Origin of the sequence: Nostoc sp. PCC 7107 (assembly GCF_000316625.1) — a bacterium.
GTDB lineage: Bacteria > Cyanobacteriota > Cyanobacteriia > Cyanobacteriales > Nostocaceae > Nostoc_B.
Genome location: NC_019676.1, coordinates 4,626,319 through 4,645,222, shown reverse-complemented (window position 1 = coordinate 4,645,222; position 18,904 = coordinate 4,626,319). Strand labels below are relative to the sequence as shown.

At 39.5% G+C, this 18,904-nt stretch carries 15 protein-coding genes; 11 read left to right on the top strand and 4 right to left on the bottom strand.

The genetic code is table 11. The features are described from left to right. Positions 1–64: 64 nt before the first annotated feature. From NOS7107_RS19795 to NOS7107_RS19765, 7 genes are all read left to right on the top strand, one after another. Positions 65–313: a potassium-transporting ATPase subunit F gene (locus NOS7107_RS19795; protein ID WP_015114721.1), complete on the top strand. Its 249-nt coding sequence runs from the start codon at positions 65–67 to the stop codon at positions 311–313. Between the two features lie 28 nt (positions 314–341). Continuing rightward, positions 342–944, top strand: a complete 603-nt coding sequence (kdpC, locus tag NOS7107_RS19790; RefSeq protein WP_015114720.1) for a K(+)-transporting ATPase subunit C — start codon at positions 342–344, stop codon at positions 942–944. Positions 945–1,011: 67 nt separating this feature from the next. Continuing rightward, positions 1,012–2,172, top strand: a complete 1,161-nt coding sequence (locus NOS7107_RS19785) for a universal stress protein (protein ID WP_015114719.1) — start codon at positions 1,012–1,014, stop codon at positions 2,170–2,172. A 24-nt stretch (positions 2,173–2,196) separates the two neighbouring features. Continuing rightward, on the top strand, positions 2,197–3,138 hold the full coding sequence (locus tag NOS7107_RS19780; protein ID WP_015114718.1) for a hypothetical protein: 942 nt from the start codon (positions 2,197–2,199) through the stop codon (positions 3,136–3,138). 167 nt (positions 3,139–3,305) lie between these two features. Beyond that, positions 3,306–3,980, top strand: coding sequence for a hypothetical protein (locus tag NOS7107_RS19775; protein ID WP_015114717.1), 675 nt, complete (start codon positions 3,306–3,308; stop codon positions 3,978–3,980). 58 nt (positions 3,981–4,038) lie between these two features. After that, the gene (locus tag NOS7107_RS19770) at positions 4,039–5,061 is read left to right on the top strand and encodes a glutathione S-transferase family protein (RefSeq protein WP_015114716.1); all 1,023 of its coding nucleotides are present in this window, start codon (positions 4,039–4,041) and stop codon (positions 5,059–5,061) included. Between the two features lie 114 nt (positions 5,062–5,175). Next, positions 5,176–6,216, top strand: coding sequence for a glycosyltransferase family 2 protein (locus tag NOS7107_RS19765; RefSeq protein WP_015114715.1), 1,041 nt, complete (start codon positions 5,176–5,178; stop codon positions 6,214–6,216). Here NOS7107_RS19765 and NOS7107_RS19760 read toward each other — a convergent pair. The 4 genes from NOS7107_RS19760 to NOS7107_RS19745 form a co-directional block, all read right to left on the bottom strand. Then, positions 6,205–6,975: a hypothetical protein gene (locus tag NOS7107_RS19760; protein WP_015114714.1), complete on the bottom strand. Its 771-nt coding sequence runs from the start codon at positions 6,973–6,975 to the stop codon at positions 6,205–6,207. The genes NOS7107_RS19765 and NOS7107_RS19760 overlap by 12 nt on opposite strands. Before the next feature lie 440 nt (positions 6,976–7,415). After that, positions 7,416–10,199, bottom strand: coding sequence for a GAF domain-containing protein (locus tag NOS7107_RS19755; RefSeq protein WP_015114713.1), 2,784 nt, complete (start codon positions 10,197–10,199; stop codon positions 7,416–7,418). Between the two features lie 327 nt (positions 10,200–10,526). After that, on the bottom strand, positions 10,527–11,012 hold the full coding sequence (locus NOS7107_RS19750) for an NADAR family protein (RefSeq protein WP_015114712.1): 486 nt from the start codon (positions 11,010–11,012) through the stop codon (positions 10,527–10,529). 282 nt (positions 11,013–11,294) lie between these two features. Further along, complete coding sequence (locus NOS7107_RS19745) at positions 11,295–12,326, bottom strand: Gfo/Idh/MocA family protein (protein ID WP_015114711.1); 1,032 nt, start codon at positions 12,324–12,326, stop codon at positions 11,295–11,297. Between the two features lie 270 nt (positions 12,327–12,596). Here NOS7107_RS19745 and NOS7107_RS19740 point away from each other — a divergent pair, with 270 nt between their 5' ends. The 4 genes from NOS7107_RS19740 to NOS7107_RS19725 all read left to right on the top strand — a co-directional run bounded on the left by NOS7107_RS19740 (position 12,597) and on the right by NOS7107_RS19725 (position 18,884). Continuing rightward, positions 12,597–13,370, top strand: a complete 774-nt coding sequence (locus NOS7107_RS19740; protein ID WP_015114710.1) for a DUF928 domain-containing protein — start codon at positions 12,597–12,599, stop codon at positions 13,368–13,370. A 75-nt stretch (positions 13,371–13,445) separates the two neighbouring features. After that, positions 13,446–15,674 carry a CHASE2 domain-containing protein gene (locus tag NOS7107_RS19735; RefSeq protein ID WP_172641492.1) on the top strand — a complete coding sequence of 743 codons (2,229 nt, stop codon included), beginning with the start codon at positions 13,446–13,448 and terminating at the stop codon, positions 15,672–15,674. An 80-nt stretch (positions 15,675–15,754) separates the two neighbouring features. Continuing rightward, entirely contained in the window at positions 15,755–17,152 is a 1,398-nt protein-coding gene (locus tag NOS7107_RS19730) for a folate/biopterin family MFS transporter (RefSeq protein WP_015114708.1), read from the top strand. Positions 17,153–17,378: 226 nt separating this feature from the next. Continuing rightward, positions 17,379–18,884, top strand: coding sequence for a carotenoid oxygenase family protein (locus tag NOS7107_RS19725; protein ID WP_015114707.1), 1,506 nt, complete (start codon positions 17,379–17,381; stop codon positions 18,882–18,884). Positions 18,885–18,904: the final 20 nt, after the last annotated feature.

Here is an 18,904-nt window from a genome sequence, read left to right as displayed (position 1 = left end):
CAAAAGTAAAAGAAGAAAAAAATTTATTTTTTGCCCTGTTATTAGGGGAAAGTTGCAGATAAATATGAATAACGAGCCGATAAATTTAATGCGGGCGATCGCCTATATTTTGCCACAATGGCGTAAACAAAAACTGGTATTGGGAATTCTGATTGGACTTGTTCTCAATTTAGGAATTTCTCGCGGAGTTTATGCAGCTACTAATACCACATTACAAATTCAATTTACTTGGGCGTATGGTGTTTTAGGAGCGATTATTTTAGGGCTGATAATTTACTTATTGATTGTAGTTTTTCAACCAGAACGTTTCTAAAAAATAAATTTAATCCTCAGCACTTTTTATGGTAATGTTTCGAGAAACTCTCAGAGCAATTCGTATAACTTTGATATTGTGGTTGCTAACGGCACTAATTTATCCTTTAGCTATCCTGGTAATCGGTCAAGGTTTATTTCCTTTTCAAGCTAATGGGAGCGTCATGCTGAATATAGATGACAAACCTATTGGCTCGGCGTTGATTGGTCAAATATTCACTGACGATCGCTATTTTCAAGGTCGTCCTAGCACAGTAAGATATAGCCAAGGCAGAAAGGCTAAACCAAATGGGATATCTGGTGGTAGTAATCTTGCTCCTAGTAACCCAGAGTTGCTCAACCGCGTGATTGAAAAAGCCAATGAATACCAAGAAGAAAGTATTCAACCAATTGAAGATTTAATTTATACCTCCGGCTCAGGTGTAGATCCACATATTTCTTTAAAAGCCGCCAGAGAACAAATAGCCAGAGTCGCTAATGCTCGTGGTATCAAAGAAGATGACATCATACCTTTACTGAATAAGTTTACTGATGGCAGATTTTTATGGATTTTTGGCGAACCAGGAATTAATATTCTCCGCTTGAATTATGCACTGGATTTGCAAGATATCAATCGTAAGCTGAATCAATAAACTATGTTTTTCAAAGCAGAGTAACGCGGAGTGTTTGTTCAACTTTTTGCTATCAACTCACGCCATCATGTTAGATAACACTAATTCAGGTGCAGCTATCAATTCTTCTTATCCAGTACGTCGAGGTAAACATAAAATCTTCATTGGGATGGCTCCGGGTGTTGGTAAAACCTATCGGATGTTAGAAGAAGGAAATGCGCTCAAACAAGAAGGAATTGATGTAGTTATTGGACTGTTGGAAACCCACGGACGTAAAGATACGGCAGAAAAAGCCGTAGGGTTAGAAATCATTCCCCGTAAGGAAATTTCTAGAGGTGGGTTGACGCTGACGGAAATGGATACAGAGACAATTTTACAGCGATGTCTACCCACAAGCAGCTATGGCTCTAAGTCTCAATTGGTTTTAGTTGATGAACTCGCCCATACCAATGTCCCTGGTTCCCCACGAGAGAAACGCTACCAAGATGTAGAAGTAATTTTGGCTGCGGGTATTGATGTCTACTCCACAATGAATGTGCAGCATTTAGAAAGTCTCAATGACTTGGTAGCTCGAATTACTGGGGTAGTTGTTCGAGAAAGGGTTCCAGATAGAATTTTAGAAGCGGCTGACGAAGTAGTTGTAGTAGATGTTACACCGGAAACTCTGCAAGAACGGTTGTTAGAAGGGAAAATTTACGCACAACCCAAAATTCAACAAGCTTTAGATAACTTTTTTCAGCGCCGCAACTTGATTGCTTTACGAGAATTGGCTTTGCGAGAGGTAGCAGATAACATTGAAGAAGATGCGATCGCTTCTACACCAAATGGACAATTTTGTAACATTCATGAACGAGTTTTAGTCTGTATATCTACTTACCCAAATTCCTTACAATTACTGCGACGTGGTGCGAGACTGGCTAATTACATGAATGCACCACTGTATGTTGTGTTTGTCGCTGATCCTGAACGCTTCTTAAGTAAGGATGAAAGCTTACATATTCACAACTGTGAAAAGCTCTGTCAAGAATTTGCCGGGACTTTTCTGCGTGTCACCAATGGTAACATAGCCCAGGCGATCGCCGAAGTTGCTGAAAAATACCGCATTACTCAAATTGTCATTGGAGAAAGTCAGCGATCTCGCTGGCAAATTCTCCTTAAAGGCTCGTTAACCCAAAAACTAGTGCGCTTATTAAAAAATATTGATATTCATATTATTGCTAGTGATAAAAATTCTTCAGTTAAAATCTGAACATTATTCATTCTCTAACATCTCATGAAAGTTGAGACTATCAGCATTAAAAATATCAAAGTTCAGCAAAATCATATTTTAAAAAATATTTTCCATCTAGCATCTACTCCTACGCCAAATACTGCCCAATATCAACAAATAACTGATACTTTAAACAACATAGTAGCCACAATTGAACATATTTGTGCTAATCTGCAAATCACCCCTGCAAATCTGACTAATTCATCTCGTAAAATCTATTCCTGGTGCAAATTTCTCACAGAAGAACAAAACTTAAAGCTTCACCTAATTAGCACTTACCATGTGCGACAAATGACTCAAGAAATTCTCTCTTTAGAAGGACAAGATTCAGTTGTAGTCATGATTGAATTTATTAATTTAGCCGGATTATACCAAGGTAAAAAGTCTAGTAAAGCTGTTTCATTGAAGATAAATGAAGGTTTTATTAGTGCATCTGAAGAAGTCTTGCAAGCATTAGTAAAATGTATGCTATTGGGCAAAAATCCAGAAAGCACTAGACTGATTAGAGAATATGCTAGTTTGGAAGAATATAGTTCCGTTCTCCTAAATTTGGATTTAATTGCTGATGTAATTGCCGAAAATCCTCAAGGTAATTTTTATAATTTAAATGACTTGTTTGACAAACTCAACCATGAATACTTTGCGGCTAATCTTGTCAAACCGCGGCTGACATGGAGCCAAATCAAAACCTACCGTAAATTTGGACATTATGAACCAGCGAGAGATCGGGTAGTTATGAGTACAACCCTTGATAATGTTAATGTACCCAAGTTTGTTACTGAGTTTGTTTTGTATCACGAATTACTGCATAAGCACCACGGCACAAAATGGGTAAATGGTAAACGAATGGTTCACACCACCCAGTTTCGCACTGATGAGAGGAAGTTTAAATTCTACGCAGAAGCAGATAGTTGGTTAAAAAAGTTAACTTCTCATCAGAGTTGATAAAGAACTTTCGCCGGAAAAATCCCACCCTATCAAGGTTCCACAGCTTTACCCCAAAATTAAGTATGTTTGGGGTTTTTTATGGAGATTCTAGTAGTACAATTGTTCTAGCGATAGACCTCTGAGCGATGCGTTGCTGACGCGAAGTTTAAACGATATCAATAACTATGATGACACCATTACAGGGTATAGTTGCAACCCAAGTGAATTCTCAAACCATCACTAAATCGAAGTTTGAGCAATCTTCTGAACACAAAGCTAATCACCCAAAGAATGATAAAATCGACAGTTTAGCTTTTCAAAGGCTCACTGATGTTACTAAGGCAATATTGCATCATGCCTTTTGGTTAGCAGAACAAAAAATACAGTTGTCTTTACAAGACTATAAACAGCTACTTTTAGATCATGGTTGGCAAGGTGAAGAAAAGCGCTATCTCAAGATAGCAGCAGCATTTGCGAAGTTTTCACCTCAAGATGTCGCCCAAGTTGAGCCAAGAACCATATATCAGTTGGCAGAAAATAGCAAAAAGTACCAACAAGTCATCAATCGGTTACTGGATTTAAGCATTATCAATCAAGAGAGTGTGCGTTTTTTAATTAAACAGCAGCGTACCCCTAAAACAACTAAATCGGAAAAACCTAGTATTTGGCGACGGACAAAAAATGGGGGGAGATATTGTCAAATTCCGCCAATTCATGAATCTTCAGAACAGACTGGTGTGACTTTGCAACGCATGATGGATGAAGAAGGATTGAGCGCCCAGCATATTGTGGCAGAAGCGATCGCTCTCAGGCAAGCATATAAACAAGGACAATTAGTCTGCACTGAAGATGATAATTAAATTTTCCGCGACAATAGAGTTGTAATTGAGCATAAGTGCATTTGCTTCCTTCTCAACTATGACTGACACAAAAACTCCAAAAAAAGGCAAATCTTTGCCGCCAAAGCTCATCATCGGTTTGGGTAAATTTGTCTGGACAACTCTTTGGCAGATTATGATGTCCCGACTCGCCCCTCGCAATAAATCAGGAGAATATATTCGTCCCGACAGCCAGTTTAGAAATGTTGTTAGTTCAGCGGAAGGAAATATTTATCAACCAGCTGCGGGACGTTACAAACTTTATGTTGGTTTAGGTTGTCCTTGGGCGCACCGCACACTAGTTGTCAGGGCGCTCAAAGGGCTAGAAGATGTTATCTCAGTCACCACGGTTGAACCTTCTGCGGAGTCTGGAGGTTGGGTATTTACCAGCGAAGACGAAGGTTGTCAAACTCTGGCTGAATTGTATCAGCTTGCCCAACCGGGTTACACTGGGCGCAGTACAGTTCCCGTGTTATGGGACAAACAAACCAAAACCATTGTCAATAACGAAAGTGCCGAAATTATTGTCATACTGAACTCAGAATTTAATGAGTTTGCGACAAATCCCACATTGAATCTCTACCCAGCAGAACTAAAAGAGAAAATAGACTGGTGGAACCAAAAGATTTACACAAGTGTGAACAATGGTGTTTATCGTTGCGGCTTTGCCCAAACTCAAGCAGCCTACAACCAAGTTTGTGATGAACTGTTCACCACTCTTGATGAAATTGATGCAGCCTTAAATACCAGCCGATATCTTTGTGGCAACCACGTTACCTTAGCAGATGTACGTTTATTCACCACACTGTTTCGGTTTGACATTGTGTATTATGGGTTGTTCAAGTGTAACCGTCGCCGCATTCAAGACTATCCCAATTTAGGAGCCTACTTGCGCGAATTATATCAGTTACCAAGTGTTGCAGGCACTTGTGATTTAGAAAGTGTCAAGCAAGATTATTATGGTAATCTTTTCCCACTTAATCCTGGTGGGATTGTGCCGAGTGGCCCTGATATGGCATTTATGTTAAAGCCACACAATCGTGAAACTATTGGAGTAGGTTAGCCAGCGCTGGAATTAGCCAGAATTTCCAGCTATTTGTTTCAGAGGCGTTTATTATGATGTTGATAATACCTCTATTGGCAATTTTTTGTGATTTCAAAATACACAGAAGTGGATATGTCTCAACCATTAGTAACGCTTGGAATTTCGACATACAACAGAGCCGCAAGTTTGCATCAGCACTGTCTTGCTGCATTAGAAATGCTGACATATTCCAACTATGAAATTATTGTTATTGATGATTGCTCATCTGATCAAACTCAAGATGTATTGCATGAGTACAAAAAAAAGTTAAAGAGATTACAGTTTTTTCGTAATAAAAAAAATCGAGGCATTTGTTATTCAAGAAATCGAATTTTAAAACAATCCCAAGGAGAGATTATTGTATTTTGTGATGATGATGTTAGTATTTTTCCTGACTGTTTAGATGAAATTGTTAAAGCATATCTGCAAGATGCTGAAGTTTTATTTGGTTGGGGAGGAGTATATCAATGCCATAGTTCATGTGATAGCAATGAACTCACTTTTGGCTCTGGTAGCCTATTTTCTCTAAGACGTATAGTTGCCAAGCATTTTCGGTTTGATACTAATATTCGATATTTCAAAACTTATTGTTGCGAGGAGCATGAATTTGCTCGAAGAGTGCAACGCGAACCAGGAAAAATTATTAAAATTCCCACAGCCAAGGCAAATCATTACCAAGCTCCTGCTAAAAATAGAGCATGGCGAGGGTTAGGAGGAGACCTCAATTATCTTTATGAAAAAGCTAAATATGGTTCTATTTTGAAGTATTATCAGTCTTTGTTAATTGGGATTCAATATACTATTTACTGTATTATCTTGAAACATAAAATTGAAGAAGACTACTATCAGCACTATTACAGAGAAGCAGTTCATTCATTTCATCAAATACTGCTTCTTCTTAGAGATGGAAAGCTTTTAATTGCCAGTAAATATTTATTTAATATAATAGTTGATGTGCCGATTAGGGCATTAATTAAGCGCAGGATAGAAGCAAAACAGGCTGATAATTTTAGGCAATCATTTGAAGTTGCTGATAATATAGATTTGCAGAGTGAATTTGTGCAGTATAGCAATTTCAATACAACAGAAAGTCGAGAGCTAATTGTAGATATAGAGAGAACTTCAATAAAATAGCTTAAACCGTGCTAACTGAATTTCTAATGCTTTGATGAGCATTTTATTGAGTTCTGTACTATTTTTAAATTGCAGAATCTGTTGCGTAGGTAAGTCAAAAGGAATTTTACCTTCTAACTCTGGGCGCTGCATCTGTGCTAACAAAATTTGTTCCGAGCGTTTACTTTGGATTGCATAACCAATTTCTATGCAAACATTGGGACTAGGAATTAATTGCTGATTTTCTTTACCATCGATGCTGGCTATAGGTGTAGTGTCAGCAATAAACAACAGACTCTTACGGATTTTTCGCATCATAGTTCGATTTAACCGCAGAGTTCCATCGCTTGGTCTATAAGATTCTACCAATGTTAAAGGCAGGCGCGATCGCATATTCAAAATTTCTAAGCTTTTTTGCAATCCCTCTCGCAGGGCATCACTTGCTGCGCCATACTCAGTTTGATAGCATAAAAAAATAGTTGGGTCTAATTGGGCTAATAATGCTTGTTTGGTGAAATAAATTTCATGACTGATCAAGTCAATATTAGCTACACAATAACCACCACTACCTTCAACATAAAATTCAATATTTTCTCCTTCCAGATAACGCTCAAACCAAACAGATTTTTTCACTATATCGCTATCTTCTAAAAAATCTGCACGTAACGCCGATCGCAATAGACTTTTTTTACTAAGACGAATGTCTGGCGGGCGTTTTTCTAATTGGGCGATCGGTTCATAATCCTGAACATACCATGCTCTGAGCGCAATAATTGACATAAGGCGCTATTTTCACTATCTGGTGATTATTTAACTGTTTATTGAACTTGATACAAGCTTACACTGATTTCTCTAAACACAACAACACCCAAGCATTTACTAACTTCGATTATTTCTTCCTCTTGTTTATTCTAGCCAGGGATTTAATCTATTTCACCACTTAAAACAAGCAATGAAACCCAGTTTACAGCGCCTCCTGATTCTCAACATTTGAGAAAATATCATTTATTGAATAGGAAAAATGGCATTGCATAAATGCGGGATGAAATCATAAAATTCTAATTTTCAAACTCTTGCTCTTTGCGCCTTTGCGCGGCAGTCGCTTCTCCTAATCGGAGACGCTACGCGAACAAGTCGGGAAACCCGCCCAACGCGCTGCCTTGCCTTTGCGTGAGACAAAAATCATCCCCTCAATCAGCAACGCCGGAAAAATAAGTCCACTATTGTAAGTCTATTTCTAGAGCATTTTCTACTTCCTGTTGGTCTTCAATATTAAGTTTGCGTAACAATTTAATAGGAATCTCTATCCAAAACTCTGTTCCCTTACCTAATTCGGAGATACAGTCCATCATCCCACCATGTTTATCGACAATAATCTGGTAACTAATCGCTAGTCCCAACCCTGTACCTTTACCTACGGATTTGGTGGTAAAAAATGGATCAAAAATGCGTCTCCTCACGTCTTCCGTCATTCCTGGCCCATTATCAGCAATGCGAATTAATACACGTGATCTGTCTGTTGATAATCTGGTAGAAATCGAAATCTGAGGCTTAGGGAGCAGAGATTTTTTTTGTGCTAAGTCCCCTTGATTTTCTAAAGCATCAATGGCGTTAGTAAGAATGTTCATAAAGACTTGATTTATTTGTCCTGCATAGCATTCTATCAATGGTAAATCACTATAGTCTTTGATGATATCTATGCCAGTAAAATAAACACTTGCTTTCAAGCGGTGTTGCAAAATTAAGAGAGTATTATCTATGCCTTCATGTAAATCAACTGGTTTATTTTCTGCCTCATCTAAGCGGGAAAAATTACGTAAAGATAAGACAATTGAGCGAATACGCTCGGCTCCAACTTGCATAGAAGAAATCATTTTTGGTAAATCTTCAGCTAAAAATTCTAAATCAATAGCTTTGGCTGTGGAGCTAATTTCATGATGCGGTTGGGGATAGTGTAATTGGTAAAGGTCGATTATTTTTAATAAATCTTGAGTGTACTTACTTGCATAGTGTAAATTACCGTAGATAAAATTAACTGGGTTGTTAATTTCATGGGCGACACCTGCAACTAGCTGTCCCAAACTAGACATTTTTTCCGTTTGAATTAATTGGGTTTGTGCTGCTTGAAGTTCTAACAAAGCTTGTTCTAATTGTGTAGCTTTAGCTCTAGCTTCAGTTTCAGCGGCACAACTTTGCTCATAAAGTTGAGCTTGCTGAATAGCGATCGCAGCTTGATCTGCTAACTGTTGGATTAAATTAATTTCTGTATCTTGCCAATTTCTGGGAGTTGCACACTGATGCACAATTAGTAAACCCCAAAGTTGCGAACCTATATTGATGGGAACAGTTAAATTAGCTTGTACTTGCAGACTCTGCAAAAATTTTTGGTGACAAGCACTTAAAGAATATGTAGAGACATTATTAATTGCTTTAACTTTACCCTGAGAAAAAAAACGATCAGATTCATCAGGGAGACAGCCTTCTGGTGTTTTAATTCCCAAAGTTGATAACCAATTACCATTGATTTCTTCAACAATAACTTCACCATCAGATGCGCCATTTTTTTGATAAATGATGACTCTATCAGAATTAAGCAGCGATCGCACTTCATGGACAATAGTTTGTAATGTAGTTTTTAAGTCTAATGAACGGCGAATTTGCTCAGAAACTTGTTTGATTACTTTAGTAAACGATAATGATTTTTCTAACTCCGCAGTTTTATCTTTTACTCGCACTTCTAAGTTAGCATTGAGCATTTGTACTTCTTGGTACATTTGTTGCTGCTGAATAGCAATAGAAAAGCTAGAAGATAAAGCCTGTGCTAAAGAAATTTCATCATCTGTCCACGCAATGGCTTGCCCGGTTCTTTCTTCTCGCCACACATCAAAAGAAATTTGTGGTAACTGTTGTTGAGAATTTTGCTCACGTTGTCCAGCCCATAATATTTCCGTGTTGAATTCTGGGCGAAAAACACTTAACACACCAATAAATTGCTCTCGGTATTGCAAAGGCATGACTAACATACCTCGAATTTGGGTTAACCGAAATGCAAATGCTAACACACGCAAATGTGCTTCATTATAAAGGTTATTTGTCACCCAAATTTGACCTTGTTTGCATTCATCCATCCATTTTTGCCAGACAGGATGTTGTTCGATGATGCTAGTTTCTAACTCTAATGGCATTTTTGGTTGATCGCCATAGGTGTAAATTTCTGCCGTTGGCTCAATGTAAAGTCTACCGCCTATGCCATCTAAGGCTGTGATAGTTGCTTCTAAAGCGTCCTGTAATTCAAGCTTTGGTAATTTATGCAGCAGGGTAGTCACGCGATTAATTGTCTCTTCTCGCTTTTGTCTTGCTAGAGTTTGGGTATACAGATTACTTTGGGCAATAGCGATCGCAACTTGATCTACAACTTGCTGGACTAAAGTCAATTCTACTGGCAAAATTTCTCGTGGTTGACTGTGGTGAACAGCCAATAATCCCCACAGTGAAGGTTTTAGTGATTCCCCTTGGATTTCGTTATGTAAAATTGGCACCACGAGGGAAGACTGTACTCCCATTACTGTGAGATATTGAATGTGGCAGGGATGTACTTGTCGATAGTGGATATTGTCACTTTCTAAGAGTTCTTCTGTGTCGTTTGACTGTAGTGACGATAACCCAACTTTGCTACTAGATACATCGACAATTACACGTTGCCGTTCTAACAGCAGCCTGTTTCTGCTTTCTGTGGGAATATCTGTCGCCGGAAAGTGCAACCCTAGCAGGGATGGTAAACTCTGGCCATCAATAGATTCAGCAATCACCTCACCACTACCATCAGCCTCAAACCGATACACCATAACTCGGTCTGTAGCTAAAAACAAACGAATTTCGGCAACGGTGGCTGTTAAAATATCTGGCAGTTCCAGCGATCGCCTGATCCGGTTAATTATCCGGTGTAATAAGCCTTCTTGCTGAAAAGAAGGCTGCGAACCGCTTGGGTTATCAGTATATTCCATTGCCTAGTAAACCTAATAAAAAAATAATTAAACAATCTTAGAAAAATGTCGCCAAACCTGAGCCGCCATTTCTATCTTTAACGTTTAATAACTAAAGAGAAAATATTAATTATCAACTAATTTTATACTTACTACCGAATGCTGTATTCGGTGATATTATGCAAATCGTCAAATTCCAAAATTTTTTCTATGATTTTAAGAGATTTTTATAATTTTTTTATTTTTATGCAAACAAATTAAGTAAATATATTGAAACAATTGCTAAATTTTTTGAGTTTAGGGAATGTCAGCATTCCCGTATCAGTACCGCTATTTTTTTATATGTAGCTATTCTGTGAGACAATCACTAGTAATTACTGAGTAAAGGCGTAATCGGCGGATTTCTTCGCGCACATTCATCAAAATTTTACCAAGATGGTTGTTACCAGTTTTATCTGTACCACAACCCCAAAAATAGTCTGTGGGAGAATTCTCAACAATCATCTCGTCACCTGTGGCTAGTAAAACTTCTCGAATATCGCTATGGGTGAAAAATTTTTTGAGTACAGCCTCGCGCATAACTTGAGTCTTGACTACATCCCAATCTAAACGCAGTGTGCGTGAATTACAGCGCCCTAAAGCAGCAGCCTCTTCTGGTGTAGTCGCAGCATGAATCACAGGTATAATCGCGGCATCTTTGCTACCGACAAACTTTTGGGCTTGATAATAATGCTCAACTGTTGACCAATAAGTACCGTGGATTTGGATAGGATGGGAAGAAAAGTTAGAAAAACAACCGTAAGGTTGCCAAACTTTATAAAAGTAAATAGTCATTTGAAAACTTGTATTTATATATATTTACTCTAGCTGAGTCTCTACAGCCTTCACCAATTCCCGCAGAAGTAATACAAAAGACTGACACACAAGTTAATTGTTGAGGTTGGGTGTAAGGTTGTCATGATTTTGCTCATTTATACCCCTAAACCCTACACTCGCCTAAAAAGCATTTCAACCTCGTTCCCTGCAATATAGCAATTCTCCGTTAAGTAAGGTACATGAATAATGTTTTTTAACGCAGAGGTTAGTTCAATTTTATTAGCAAATGTATTAAGTACCTCAACAGATTAGGCTTGTTAAAAGAACAGGTTGTCCACCCTGATTGAGAGATGTGGTTAAAGCAGCTAAAATTTTGACTAACTCTGCACCTACCCAACCTGATGATACAACTGGAGGTTGATTATGGAGTATGGATTGAATAAAGCGATCGCACACTTGTTGTAATGGTTCCCCTGATTGTAATTCCACTACTTCGCGGCTTTGATTCACAGGAATAAATTGATTTCCTTGGCGTTCAAACTCACCATGTAATAAAGTTAACGGTGCAGCAGGAGACATTTCATCAAAGATTAAACTACCCAGACTACCGACAACGGCTAATCGTCTTTGTTTATCAGGGTTGAGCCAGCACAGATGAATATATGCTTGAAAGTTATTTGGGTATGTCAGCGTTACCCAAACTAAATCTGCTAAACCAGATGGTGAGTTTTCTGGAGTTTGTAACCAAATAGTCCCCGTTGCTTGCACCTTTACAGGTATTTGACCCAGCCAGTTGTTAAAAATCGCAATATCATGAATCGCTAAGTCCCAGAGTGCATCCACATCTTGGCGGACTGGCCCCAAGTGAGTGCGAGAAGCATAACCATAACGTAATTCACCTAATTTACCAGCGGTTACTACCGCTTTTCCGGCTGTGACTGCTGGGTGAAATAAATAGGTATGGTCAACCATCAAAATTAATTGCTGTAACTCTGCTAAATAGCAAAGTTCCTCACATTCTTTGGGGTCTAAAGTTAAAGGCTTTTCGGCTAAAACATGGTATCCCTGCTGGAGAGCATCTTTAATTAAAGGATAGTGAGTTGTGGCTGGCGTGGCGATCGCCACTGCTGTCAAATCTGGGATTTCCTTTAAATCTTGCCACTGAGTTGTTAATAATACACTTTCATCCAAATTAAATTGCTGCTTAACTGCTGTTAATCTTTCTGTATGGGGATCTACCACCGCCACTACATTAACTTGGGGATGCGCTAAAAAATTCCGCAGTAAATGTACGCCCCAACGCCCAACCCCAATAACTGCGATTTTAATCATTGGTTAATCGTCAAAAGTCAATAGTCAATAGTCAGCGCTAAAAGAGCGATCGTCAACAGTAAAGATGCCAAGTTTGAATTACTATTGAGTCCACCTATTTATACATCAGCTTTCAGTACTTTTTAGTGAGTGCAAATTCTGAGGTTATTTTTGGGAACACTTAGATTTAGCTGACTGCTGAATACCAGGTCTTACTAAATTCCTGGAACAGGCTCGTACGTAAAAATTTATCAGTTTTGGTAAATCTAAGACCAAGGCACTATCATCAATATGAAATGGATTAAGTCATCTGTACATTTTGCAGTCTTTTCAATACTGTGCTTGGATGTTCTGCCAATTTCTCATCTCACAGCACAGGTCAAAGCCGAATCTTCCCCCAAATCACAAGTACGGCAAATTAGCCAAGCATTTAAACCACCAAAACGAGGAGACCCACCTGCAAGTGCTGGGGGTTCAACGCGTGGTTCTGCTTGTTTGAAAGGTAATAAAAAAATAGTTTCTTTTCTACCTCCAAATAAATTAGGTCTAACATTAGCTGAACGCCCAACATTTTTCTGGTTTGTTCCTCAATCTTCAGTCAAAACAGCCAAGTTTATTTTATTAACTGATAAAGATGAAAACTCTGTTTATGAAACAACTTTGACACTACCCAATAAACCTGGAATTATTAGTTTTACACTCCCTAATAATGCCCCGGAACTGAGAGTTGGTAAAACTTACCATTGGTATTTGACGGTTGTTTGCAACTCGCAAGATTCCAGTACAAATCCTTGGGTAGATGGTTGGGTAGAACGCACTGAAGCAGAAGCCTCATTGTCAGCAGCATTGGCTAAGGCGCAACCTCGAAAGTTACCTAGTCTTTATGCAGATGCTGGGATTTGGTATGAAGCATTAGCTACTTCAGCACAGTTACGTCGCACTGAGCCGAAAAATTGGCGTGTCAGGATGGATTGGTGGACACTACTAAAATCAGTTAAGTTGACTGCACTAGCTTCAGAGCAATTTCTTGACTGCTGTATGAGTGAAAAAATGAGTAGCGAATAGAATTCAAAATATAAAAGGCAAAAGTAAAAACATTAACATCTTTTGCCTTTTTCTTTTTTACTTTTAAAATTTATGATGTGGTCAAAACTTAAGCCGCAAATTTGGCAATGGCGCGGTGTTCTATTTGCGGTTCCTAGCGTGACAGCCTTAGTAATTGGATTGCGGTTAACAGGATGGCTGCAATTGGTGGAATTAGTCGCATTGGATCATTTTTTTCAGATGCGTCCATCAGAATCAGTTGATAGCCGGATTGTAATAGTTGAAATTAATGAAGCGGATATTCGCCAGCAAACGCAGTGGCCAATGACAGATGTGGCTTTGGCTAGTGTATTAGAGCAAATTAAGCAACAAAAACCAAGGGCGATCGGTTTAGATATTTATCGTGATTTACCTGTTAATCCTGGTCATCAAGCTTTAGTTAAGGTATTTAAATCTACGCCTAATATAATTGGAGTAAAGAAAGTCTCTGATACTATTGACAGTTCTCCAGTTAATGCGTCTCCGGTATTGCAGCAACGCCATCAAGTTGGGTCAAATGATTTGCCTATAGATGGAGATGGCAGAATTAGAAGAGGATTGCTCTACGTTAATTTAAAAAATGACGAAGTTCTCGAAAGCTTTGCTTTAAAATTAGCTTTATTATATTTAAAGCCTGAAGGTATTACTGAGAAACCATGGGCAAATAACCCTAATTATTTGCAGTTAGGTAAAGGCATTTTCCCGATTTTTGAATCTAATGATGGTAGTTACATCCGCGCTAATGCTGGTAGTTATCAAGTTCTGATCAACTACCGAGGACGAATGCAACAGTTTCAGAAAATATCTCTCACACAAGTCCAAGAAAATCGCATTCCACCAAATTTGCTACGAGATAAAGTAGTGTTAATTGGCGCAACTGCCGAAAGTTTAAAAGATTTATTTTACACACCATATAGTAGTAGTGTCTTTGCTGAACCAGAACGTATGGCTGGTATAACTATTCATGCAAATTTGATTAGTCAAATTTTGAGTGCAGCTATAGATGGTCGTCAACAAATTCAGAGTTTACCGGAACCGTTAGAATATCTGTGGATTTTGAGTTGGTCGATCGCAGGTGCAACTTTATGCTGGATACAACGCCACAGCAGTCATCAAAGAATCCGCCTGCCGATTAATGTGGTGTTAACGAGTGGTACTTTAGTTGGTAGTAGTTTTATAGCTTTTTTAGCTGGTTGGTGGATTCCAGTTGTCCCTTCATTTTTTGCTTTAGCAGGTTCCGCGATCGCAGTTACCCAATACATTGCGGAAAGCGCGACGGGTATGCGGAAAACTTTTGGTCGTTACCTCACAGATGAAGTGGTGGCTAATTTACTCGAAAATCCTGCTGGTTTAAAAATCGGTGGCGATCGCCGCAAAGTCACCCTACTATTTTCTGATTTACGTGGTTTCTCGGCTATGTCGGAACAATTGTCACCAGAACAAGTAGTGACAATTCTCAATTTTTACCTGGGAACGATGACGGAGGTAATTAATCAGTACAAAGGTACGATTAATGAATTTATGGGTGACGGTATCTTTGTCATATTTGGTGCGCCGATTAACCGCCCTGATGATTCTCAAAGAGCGATCGCTTGTGCTGTGGCGATGCAGTTAGCAATGCAGCAAGTCAATGAACACAATAAAAAAATGAATCTCCCTATCCTGGAAATGGGAATTGGAATTAATACAGGTGAAGTGGTTGCTGGGAATATTGGTTCCCAAAAACGCGCTCAATATACAGTGATTGGTAGCCATGTCAACTTGGCTTCCCGTGTAGAAACTTATACAGTTGGTGGACAAGTTTTAATTTCCGAAAATACCCTCCAAGATGCCCACATCAAACTGCATATTGGCAGTCAAATGCAAATCCAGCCGAAAGGCATCAGAGAACCGATTACTATTTACGAAGTTTGCGGTGTTGGTGGTCAATATAACTTGTTCTTGCCCAACGACGATGGGGAAATGGTGACTCTAACTCAGCCAGTTCTAGTAGAGTATACAATTTTGCAAGGCAAACAAGCATCTGGCACAGTATTTCACGGGGAATTGATTAGCCTTTCGGAAAAAGTAGCCCAAATGCGATCGCTCAATTCCTTAGAAATATTAAATAATCTTAAACTTAAATTACTCAATACCGAACTCAGCACCGAAGAAGATATTTACGCCAAGGTGATGAAAAAATCTGACGTTGACGAACATACTGTAACGATTCGCTTTACATCTGTACCACCAAAAGCGATCGCAGTTTTGAAGGCAGAAGGCAGGAGGCAGGAGGCAGGAGGTTAAAAGACCTAATTTCATATTTCAGACTTCATAAGAAATAGATATTATAGAAAAGTAGACAAAACTTAAAAAATATTCATCAAATGCTCATTGACTCCTCTGGCTTGTCCAAGGTCAAAGACTCAGTAAGAGAAAAAATCTTCTTCGGCCATGAACCCAGTGCCGAGTTAATTGCTATTCTGAGCGTCTATTTTGTCCAAGGGATTTTAGGACTGGCGCGTTTAGCTGTTAGCTTTTTCTTAAAAGATGAATTGTTGCTGAGTCCGGCTGAGGTATCGGCAATGTTGGGAGTTGTCGCCATACCTTGGATGATTAAGCCACTATTTGGCTTTATGTCCGATGGCTTACCCATTTTTGGCTATCGTCGCCGTCCCTACTTGATATTGTCTGGGATACTCGGAGCTATTGCTTGGGTGAGTATGTCCACAATAGTTCATAGTAGGTTAGCAGCAACCGCAGCGATCGCCCTCAGTTCCCTAGCCGTAGCCGTTAGTGATGTCATAGTTGATTCCCTAGTTGTAGAACGAGCCAGAGTCGAATCTCAAGCTGATGCAGGTTCACTACAATCTCTCTGCTGGGGTGCAACTGCATTTGGAGGTTTAGTCACAGCATATTTTAGCGGGATGCTCCTGGAGCATTTTACTACCCGCACAATATTTTTAATTACCGCTACCTTTCCTTTAATTGTTTCGGGAGTCGCTTGGTTAATTGCTGAGTCTCCTGTTAATAAAGATACTAACGATCCTCATAACGCCAACTCTCTGAGTGTCAAGCATCAACTCCAACAACTACGCCAAGCAGTCAGCCAAAAAACAATTTGGCTACCAGCCGCCTTCGTCTTCATTTTACAAGCTACCCCAACCGCTGAATCTGCCTTTTTCTACTTCAGCACCAACGAACTCCACTTTGAACCAGAATTTTTAGGCCGAGTCCGCCTAGTAACCAGTCTCGCTTCTTTATCCGGCATTTGGATTTTTCAACGCTTTTTGAAAAGCGTCCCCTTCCGCATCATTTTTGGTTGGAGTACCGTAATTTCGGCAGTTTTAGGTATGACAATGCTGCTGTTGGTAACTCACACGAACCGTAGTTTGGGTATAGATGACCGCTGGTTTAGTTTAGGAGACAGCCTTATACTTACCGTCATGGGACAAATCGCCTATATGCCAGTTTTGGTATTAGCCGCTAGACTTTGCCCACCTGGAGTAGAAGCAACTTTATTCGCTTTATTAATGTCAGTCTTCAACTTAGCAGGTATGGTTTCCTATGAAGTTGGAGCCATTATCATGCACTGGCTAGGTATCACAGAGAGTAACTTTGACTCACTGTGGATTTTGGTAATTATCACAAATCTCAGCACCTTATTACCATTAGCATTTCTGAGTTGGCTACCAAAAGACGACACCCAAGCCGAAACCTTACCAAACGAACCATTTTTATCAAATTTAATACTCCCAGAACCAGAATCACAAGTTATTGAATAACGTGATTTAAATCAATTTTGCAATCTGAATTAAAAAAATTCGGCGTTGCATAAATGCGGGATGAAATCATAAAATTCTACTTTTCTAGGACTTACGCAAAACATCTCTCAAACTCTCATTTCTCTGTGAACTCTGCGCCTCTGTGGTTCGTTCTTCCGTAGCCTGTGCGTAAGTCCTATTTTCAAACTCTTGCTCCTTGCGCCTTTGCGCGAAATAAATCCAAACCATGCAGAATTTAACAAACCAACAAACACCAACCATTCAAAAATCCTACACCCGTGAAGATTGGCAGGAAGCCTATCAATCTATCACCCAAGAATATGACTATTGGATTGATGACATAGAAGGACAAATCCCGCCTGAACTCCAAGGTACCCTCTTTAGAAATGGCCCTGGACTGTTAGATGTGAATGGACAACGCATTCATCACCCCATTGATGGCGATGGAATGATTAGCCGCATCACCTTTACTGATGGTCGCGCTCATTTCCGCAATCGTTTTGTTCAAACTGAAGACTATTTAGCTGAACAAAAAGCCGGAAAAATTCTTTATCGTGGTGCTTTTGGAACTCAAAAGCCCGGCGGCTGGTTAGCGAATATCTTCGATTTAAAAATCAAAAATCCTGCTAACACCAGTGTTATCTATTGGGGAAAGAAACTTTTAGCACTGTGGGAAGGAAAAGAACCTTATCACCTCGACCCCTACACCCTAGAAACCGTGGGGAAAGAATATTTCCACGGTTTTTTGTCAGAGGGTCAACCCTTTAGCGCTCATCCCCGAATTGACCCCAGTAGCTATCAAGATGGGGGCGTACCTTGTCTGGTGAATTTTTCCAGCAATCCAGGACTATCTACCAAAATTAGTATTTTTGAACTTGACCAAACAGGTAAGGCTCTCAGAAATCATGACTACATTATTCCTGGTTTCTGCTTTATCCACGATTTTGTGATTACCCCCAATTACTACATCTTCTTTCAAAATCCTGTCACCTTTAATCCCATATTGTTCAGCTTGGGAATCAGCAGTGCAGCAGAAAGTATTAAGTTTCAGCCCAACAAGCCTACTCGCATTTTAGTAATTCCCCGCGCTCCCCAAACAGGACAGCAAAACATCCAAGTTTTAGAAACTCAGGCGGGCTTTATTTTCCATCACGCGAATGCTTTTGAGGTGGGGAACGAAGTATTCATTGATACAATTTGCTATGATAATTTTCCTGAGCTAGAGCCTGCCAGCGATTTTCGCCAGATAGATTTTGATCAGTTTCCCCCCGGTAATATTTGGCGGTTCCACCTCAATCTTGATAGTCAGACAGTACAACGGAAATTGATTACCAACAAAAGTTGTGAGTTTCCTAGCGTCAATCCCAACCAAGTTGGACGTTATTATCGGTACATGTATATATCTGCGGCTCATGCAGAGACGGGAAATGCACCTCCACAAGCCATTCTCAAACTTGATTTAGAAACGGGAGAACAACAACTTTGGAGTGATGCACCCCGTGGTTTTGTGGGGGAGCCAATTTTTGTACCACGCCCTGGCGCTGAAAAAGAAGATGATGGCTGGATACTTACTTTAGTTTACGATGCAGCCCATCACCGTTCAGATGTGGTGATTTTAGATGCCAGTGATTTAGCCAAAGGTGCGATCGCTCGTCTACACCTAAAACATCATATACCCTACGGATTTCATGGTAATTTCACTTCCGAGGTATTTTGCCCAATTGATCCCTGATGTATAGATATTGATTCTTC